Below are 6,493 nucleotides of genomic sequence, written 5' to 3'. Positions count from 1 at the left end.
ACGGCGCGAGGACGGGCGGCTGACGCATCGGCGCCAGCCGTGTAGCCCGGATGAAGCGCGGCGCAATCCAGGGCGTCTTCGGCGTCGCGGCGCGGTCGGACCCGCATTCCGCGACGCGCCATGCGGGTTGCGGTGCCGCGCCAGCCGCGGCGTCTACGGCGCGCAGGTCAGCGCGATGTCGACCGGCCCGCCTGGCATCTTGCGCGTGGTGATGGTGGTCGCCTGCGGCAGGTTCAGGCTGCCGATCAGGCACGGGTCGTGGTCGGCGCCGCGCAAGTAGATGTCGAAGAACAGCGCGATGTTGGCCAGCAGGAACGCCTTCACGTCGGGTGCGCCGTCGCCGCCCATCTGGCCGTGATTCTGGCCCTGGATCACGGTCAGGAAGCGGTTGCCGTCGGCCGGATAGCGCTGGAACGGCACCGTGCGCCACAGCGGCCCGTCATTGTGGCCGTTGATCTCGCGGCCGCCGACCAGGATGTAGGACGGGATCGCGATGCCGGACCAGCTGTTGTCCGCCGGGCCGTTGTCGTACTGGCCGTAGTCGCCGCCCTGCGGACTGATCGGCGCGATCGCGGCGATGCGCGGGTCGCGATAGTCGCCATGGGTCAGGTCGGCGCCGGCGACGGCGTGGCCGGTATAGGCGCCGAAGCTGTGGCCGATATGGCCGACCGCGCGCAGGTTCAGGCTGCCGCCGAAGTCGGCCGGCAGCGGTGCGCCGCCGCTCTCCAGCGTGTCGAGCACGAAGCTGACGTCGAGCGGCGTGTCGGGCGCGTGGCGCCGGTCGCTCGCCGACGGGCGATGGGCGACGACCACCACGACGAAGCCGCCCCGGGCCAGATATTCGCCGTAGAACTGCATGTAGCCGAAGCCGGTGGCGGCCCCGGCGCCGCCGTGCGAGACCAGGATCACGCTGGCCTCGCCGCTGAAGCCCTGCGGATAATAGACCTGGAATGGCACCGGCCGGTCGGAGCGGGCCGCGTCGACCGGCGTGAAGTCGACATGGGCGACCGCGTAGCTGTCGGTGAAGACGTCGGCCGCGTCGAGCGCCTGGGCCGGCGCCTGCGTCGCGACCAGGCCGAGCAAAGCGCCGACGGCCGCGACAAGACGTGCGTATTTCCTCATCCCATCCTCCCCTCGTCAAATGATGACGGCGCTTCTACGGGGGACGGATGCCGACCCTGCGCGCCGCCACTCACGCAGCCGTGACCGCCGTCACAGGCCGGCGAGGAGGGGCCGGTGCGTCAGCCGTCGATCCGCATCGGCGGCAGCCGCAGCAGCGCGTCCGGCGTGCGCATCAGGTCGATGATCTCGGGCCAGGGGGCCAGTGCCGGCGGCAGCGCGATCTGCACCGAGACGTCGGCCGACGGCGCCTGCAGGAAGCCGAGCAGCTCTTCCAGCGGCGTGCGCGGTTCCGGCAGCACGCGCACGGCCAGCGGTGCGTCCGGCGGCAGCCGCAGCAGGTCGCGCACCTCGGCCAGCGCCTGCGACGGGCCGCCGAGGACGTCGACCAGGCCGCGGTCGTGCGCATCTGCGCCGCTCCACACCCGGCCGCCGGCGACCGCCTCCAGGTCGTCGAAGCCCATGCGCCGGCCGGCGGCCGCCTTGTGCACGAAGTCGTCGTAGATGCGGTCCAGCATCGCGTTCAGCGCCTGCCACTGCGCCGGCGTGTAGTCCTCGGACCAGCCGAACATGCCGGCATTCTCGCCATGGGCGACCCGGTCCCAGGTGATGCCGAGCCCGGCCGTCGCCGCGCCGATGACGAACTTGCCGGCGAACACGCCGATCGAACCGGTCAGCGTGCCGGGCTGGGCCACGATGCGGTCGGCAGCCATCGCGATGTAGTAGCCGCCGGAGGCGGCGACCGAGCCCATGCTGGCGACCACCGGCTTGCCGGCCTCGCGCAGCCGCACGACGTCGCGCCAGATGGCGTCGGCGCCGGTGACGGTGCCACCGGGGCTGTCGATCCGCAGCACGACGGCGTCCACCGTCGGGTCGTTCAGGGCGGAGACCAGGGCGGCGCCGACGTTGTCCGGCGCCACCACGCTGGTGTCGAAGGCGTCGCCGGCCAGGTCGACCACCGGCCCGAGCGCCTGGATGTAGGCCACGGTCGCGGCCGGCTCGTCCGGTGGCTCCAGCGCTGCGCCATAGGCGACCACGTCGACCAGCGTCGCACCGGGATGGCGCTCTTCCACCGCATCGACGAACTCGTCGATATAGCCGAGGCGGTCGATCAGGGCGGCGTCGCGCGCCGCCTCTGCGCCGAACGGCACAGCGCCGATCAGCCGCGCGACGGCCGGGCTCTGCAGGCCGCGGCCGTCGGCGATGGCGTCGGCGATGGTCTCGGCCATGCTGTCGACCTGCGCCTGCAGCGCCTCGCGCGCCGGGCCGCTGAAGCCGGCGCGGGTAAAGGTCTCGATCGCGCTCTTGTAGTCCTCGCGCGCGCCGAACCGCGGCTCGACCTGCAGCCGCTGCAGCGCGTCGCCGATGAACGGCGCCTCGATCGCCAGCCCGGTCAGGCTGAGCTGGCCCGACGGCGCCATCCAGAGCTCGCTGGCGCCGACAACGGCGTAGTAGTCGACGGTGCCGGGCTGCAGCGTACCGAAGCCCGGAGCGAAGGCGTAGACCGGCTTGCCGGCCGCGCTGACCGCGCGCAGCGCGCCGCGCACGTCTTCCGCCGTCGCCGGGCTCATGCCGGCGTTGCCGGCGTTGACGGCGACCGCCGCCACGCGCGGGTCCGAGGCCGCCCGCTCGAGCGCCTCGATCAGCGGGCGTACCGCCAGGCCCTCGCCGTCGGCCTCGAACGGGCCCAGGGCCGGCGTGCTGCGCTCGACTACCCCGTTATCGAGATCGACGGTGACCACATAGGGCGGCTCCGGCAGCGCCGGCGCCTCGCCGAGGCGGGACAACGCCACGATGCCGACGACGACGCCGACCAGAACGGTCAGGCCGAACAGGGCAAGGCCGTACAGGACGACGTTGCCGAAGCCGCGCCAGAAGCCGCCGCGGCGGGGCGGCGGGGCAGGGCGCGGCGCCGGCGCCTCGTCACCCTGCCACGGCGCGGTCATGCCGGCTCGCCCGCCGTCATTTGCACCGGCCCGCACTGGGCGCGGTGGCGCAGCAGGTGATCGAGGATCACGCAGGCCATCATTGCCTCGCCGACCGGAACCGCACGGATGCCGACGCAGGGGTCGTGGCGGCCCTTGGTCCGCACCTCGATCTCGTTGCCGTCCTGGTCGACCGAGCGGCGCGGGGTCAGGATCGAGCTGGTCGGCTTCACCGCGAAGCGCACCACCACCGGCTGGCCGGTGGAGATGCCGCCGAGAATGCCGCCGGCATGGTTGCTGAGGAAGCGCGGCCGGCCGTCGTTGCCGGCCCGCATCTCGTCGGCGTTGTCCTCGCCGCGCAGGGTGGCGGCGGCCATGCCTTCGCCGATTTCCACCCCCTTGACCGCGTTGATGCTCATCATCGCCTTGGCCAGGTCGGCATCGAGCTTGTCGTAGACCGGAGCGCCGAGGCCGGGCGGCACGCCGTCGGCGACGACCTCGATCACCGCGCCGACCGACGAGCCGGCCTTGCGGATGTCGTCCAGATAGTCGGCCCAGCGCGCGGCGCTGCCGGCGTCGGGGCACCAGAACGGGTTGCGCTCGATCTCGGCCCAGTCCCAGCGCGCGCGGTCGACCGCATGCGGGCCGACCTGGACCAGCGCGCCGCGGATCGCGAAGGCGGGCCCGAGCCAGGTTTTCAGCACCTGGCGCGCGACGGCGCCGGCCGCCACCCGCATCGCCGTCTCGCGCGCCGACGAGCGGCCGCCGCCGCGATAGTCGCGGATGCCATATTTCACCTGGTAGGTGTAATCGGCGTGTCCGGGCCGGTATTGCCTACTGATCTCGGAATAATCCTTCGACCGCTGGTCCTGGTTCTCGATCACCAGGCCGATCGGGGTGCCGGTGGTCAGCCCGTCGAACACGCCGGACAGGATGCGCACCGCGTCGGGCTCCTGCCGCTGGGTGGTGAAGCGCGACTGGCCGGGCTTGCGGCGGTCGAGCCATGTCTGGATGTCCGGCTCGCTCAGCGGGATGCGCGGCGGCGCGCCGTCGACGACGCAGCCGATCGCCGGCCCGTGGCTCTCGCCCCAGGTGGTGAAGCGGAACAGGTGGCCGAAGCCGTTGGCGGACATCCGGCCTCAGCCCTTGTGCAGGCCCTGCAGCAGCTCTGCCACCGCCGCGGCCTGGTCCACCGCCATCATGCCGACGGTGTGATAGCCGCAGTCGACATGGTGCACCTCGCCGGTGACCGCGGCACCCAGGTCCGAAAGCAGATAGAGGCCGGCGCCGCCGACCTCGTCGGTGGTGACGTTGCGGCGCAGCGGCGCGTTGAGCTCGTTCCAGCGCAGGATGTAGCGGAAATCGCCGATGCCGGAGGCGGCCAGCGTCTTGATCGGGCCGGCCGAGATCGCGTTGACGCGGATCGCCTCCGGGCCGAGGTCGGCGGCCAGATAGCGCACGCTGGCCTCCAGCGCCGCCTTGGCCACGCCCATCACGTTGTAGTGCGGCATGACCCGCTCCGCCCCGTAGTAGGTCAGCGTGACGAGACTGCCGCCATTCGGCATCAGGGCGCGGGCGCGCCGGCAAACATCGGTAAACGAAAAGCAGGAAATATGCATGGTATGCAGAAAGTTGCGCAGCGTGGTATTGACGTACTGCCCCTTGAGTTCTTCCTTGTCCGAGAAGGCGATTGCATGGACGACGAAATCGAGCGTGCCCCAGCTGTCGCGCAACTGCGCGAATGCGGCGTCCATGCTGGCGTCGTCGGTGACGTCGCAGGGCAGCAGGAAGGCGGTGCCCAGTTGCTCGGCCAGCGGCCGGACCCGGCGCTCCAGCGCCTCGCCCTGATAGCTGAACGCCACCTCGGCGCCCTGTTCGGCCACCGCCTTGGCGATGCCCCAGGCGATCGACCGGTCGTTGGCGACACCCATGATCAGGCCGCGCTTGCCGGCCATCAGCCCATTCTTGTCCGTCATCTGCGGCCTCTCTGCGCCCTCGGGTCGGGCCGGAATGTACACCATTGCCGGAGTCGGGCAAGCGGGCGCAGCCAGCGCCGCGGCCCGAAAGTCGCCGGATTTGCCGTCTACGGAGACCTGCTATGACCGAGACGACGGAAGCCCAGGACGATCGCGAGGACGCACCCCGCCGCTGGTGGGCCGGCTTTCTGCGCGGCCTGCGCAATCTGGGCGTGCTGAGCTGGTACGTCACCAACCGCTTCCTCGACGACGGCGGACCCTCGTCGGCCGCCTCGCTCGCCTTCACCTCGCTGCTCGCGCTGGTGCCGCTGACCGTGATGGGCCTGTCGATCGTCGCCGCCTTCCCGGTGTTCGAGGACGTGCAGATCCAGATCCAGCAGTTCGCGCTGGAGAACTTCGTGCCGGAGTTCGGCGACGAGGTCGCCAGCTACATCACCAGCTTCAGCGAGAATGCGGGCAGTGTCACCGCGCTCGGTGTGCTGGGCCTTGCCGTGACGTCGGTGCTGATCGTGGTGAACATCGAGAGCGCGTTCAACCGGATCTGGCGGGCGCGTGAGTTCCGGGCGATCTCCACCCGCATCCTGACCGGCTGGAGCGTGATCACGCTCGGCCCGCTGCTGCTGGGCGCCAGCCTGTCGCTGTCCAGCGACCTTGTGAAAGGGGCCGTCAGCAAGACCGTCGAGGCCGGCTTCTTCGAAAGCGCGCTGACCTATGTTCTGCCGGCTGCCCTGTCGATCGCCGGCTTCACCCTGCTCAACAAGGTGGTGCCGAACACGACCGTGCGCTGGTGGCACGCGGCGATCGCCGGGGCCTTCACCTCGGCGGTGTTCGCGCTGCTGCGCGCCACCTTTACCTCCTACCTGACCAATGTCGCGCTGTACCAGACGCTGTACGGCACGCTGTGGATCATTCCGCTGACCCTGCTGTGGGCCTATTTCGCCTGGACCGCCATCCTGGTCGGCGCCTGCCTGGCGGCGTCGCTGGCCGACTGGCACGTCGCCGTCGGCAAGACCGACATGGTGGAGAGCAATCCGACCCGGCTGCTGCGCGGCGCCACCTCGGTGCTGGCGGCGCTGTCGGAGGCGGCACGCAAGGGGCGGCCGATGAAGCGGCACCGGCTGGTGCGGCGCGCGCAGCTGTTATCCGGCGACGCCGAGCCGGTGCTGCAACGGCTGCGCGACGCCGCCTACGTCACCCGCACCGGACGCGACAAGTGGGTGCTGTGCCGCGACCTCAGCGAGACCAGCCTGTTCGACCTGATGACCGACATGAAGCTGCGGATCGAGCCGGACGATTCCCACGTGCTGCGGCGCTGGGTCGGGCTGGTCGGCCCGACCCTGCAGCAGGCCGACGGCGCGCTCGGCCAGATCCTGTCGCGCGACCTGAAGTCGCTGCTGCAGGCCGATATGAAGCCGGAACCGGCGGACGCGGTGACCGAGACCGGACAGGTCACCCGGCTGCGCCCGCGCTGAG

The 6,493-nt window shown here is 71.2% G+C and carries 5 protein-coding genes; 1 reads left to right on the top strand and 4 read right to left on the bottom strand.

Going from position 1 to position 6,493, the window contains the following annotated elements:
- Positions 1 to 153 precede the first annotated feature (153 nt).
- From R3F55_18900 to fabI, 4 genes are all read right to left on the bottom strand, one after another.
- Positions 154 to 1,122, bottom strand: a complete 969-nt coding sequence (locus R3F55_18900; GenBank protein ID MEZ5669463.1) for a hypothetical protein — start codon at positions 1,120 to 1,122, stop codon at positions 154 to 156.
- A 119-nt stretch (positions 1,123 to 1,241) separates the two neighbouring features.
- On the bottom strand, positions 1,242 to 3,065 hold the full coding sequence (locus R3F55_18895; protein ID MEZ5669462.1) for a S49 family peptidase: 1,824 nt from the start codon (positions 3,063 to 3,065) through the stop codon (positions 1,242 to 1,244).
- Positions 3,062 to 4,177: a chorismate synthase gene (aroC, locus tag R3F55_18890; protein MEZ5669461.1), complete on the bottom strand. Its 1,116-nt coding sequence runs from the start codon at positions 4,175 to 4,177 to the stop codon at positions 3,062 to 3,064. Before aroC ends, R3F55_18895 begins: the two co-directional genes overlap by 4 nt.
- 6 nt (positions 4,178 to 4,183) lie before the next feature.
- Positions 4,184 to 5,020 (bottom strand): enoyl-ACP reductase FabI, encoded by an 837-nt coding sequence (fabI, locus tag R3F55_18885; GenBank protein MEZ5669460.1) that lies wholly within the window; start codon positions 5,018 to 5,020, stop codon positions 4,184 to 4,186.
- A gap of 122 nt (positions 5,021 to 5,142) precedes the next feature.
- Between fabI and R3F55_18880 the strand changes: the two genes are divergently transcribed.
- Complete coding sequence (locus tag R3F55_18880; protein MEZ5669459.1) at positions 5,143 to 6,492, top strand: YihY family inner membrane protein; 1,350 nt, start codon at positions 5,143 to 5,145, stop codon at positions 6,490 to 6,492.
- Position 6,493: the final 1 nt, after the last annotated feature.

This window comes from Alphaproteobacteria bacterium (assembly GCA_041396705.1).
Lineage (GTDB): Bacteria > Pseudomonadota > Alphaproteobacteria > CALKHQ01 > CALKHQ01 > CALKHQ01.
This window is presented reverse-complemented; position numbering and strand designations above follow the sequence as displayed.

Coding starts and splice junctions, on each gene's coding strand:
- R3F55_18900 (MEZ5669463.1), bottom strand. CDS start 1,122: ATGAGGAAATACGCACGTCTTGTCGCGGCCGTCGGCGCTTTGCTCGGC.
- R3F55_18895 (MEZ5669462.1), bottom strand. CDS start 3,065: ATGACCGCGCCGTGGCAGGGTGACGAGGCGCCGGCGCCGCGCCCTGCC.
- aroC (MEZ5669461.1), bottom strand. CDS start 4,177: ATGTCCGCCAACGGCTTCGGCCACCTGTTCCGCTTCACCACCTGGGGC.
- fabI (MEZ5669460.1), bottom strand. CDS start 5,020: ATGACGGACAAGAATGGGCTGATGGCCGGCAAGCGCGGCCTGATCATG.
- R3F55_18880 (MEZ5669459.1), top strand. CDS start 5,143: ATGACCGAGACGACGGAAGCCCAGGACGATCGCGAGGACGCACCCCGC.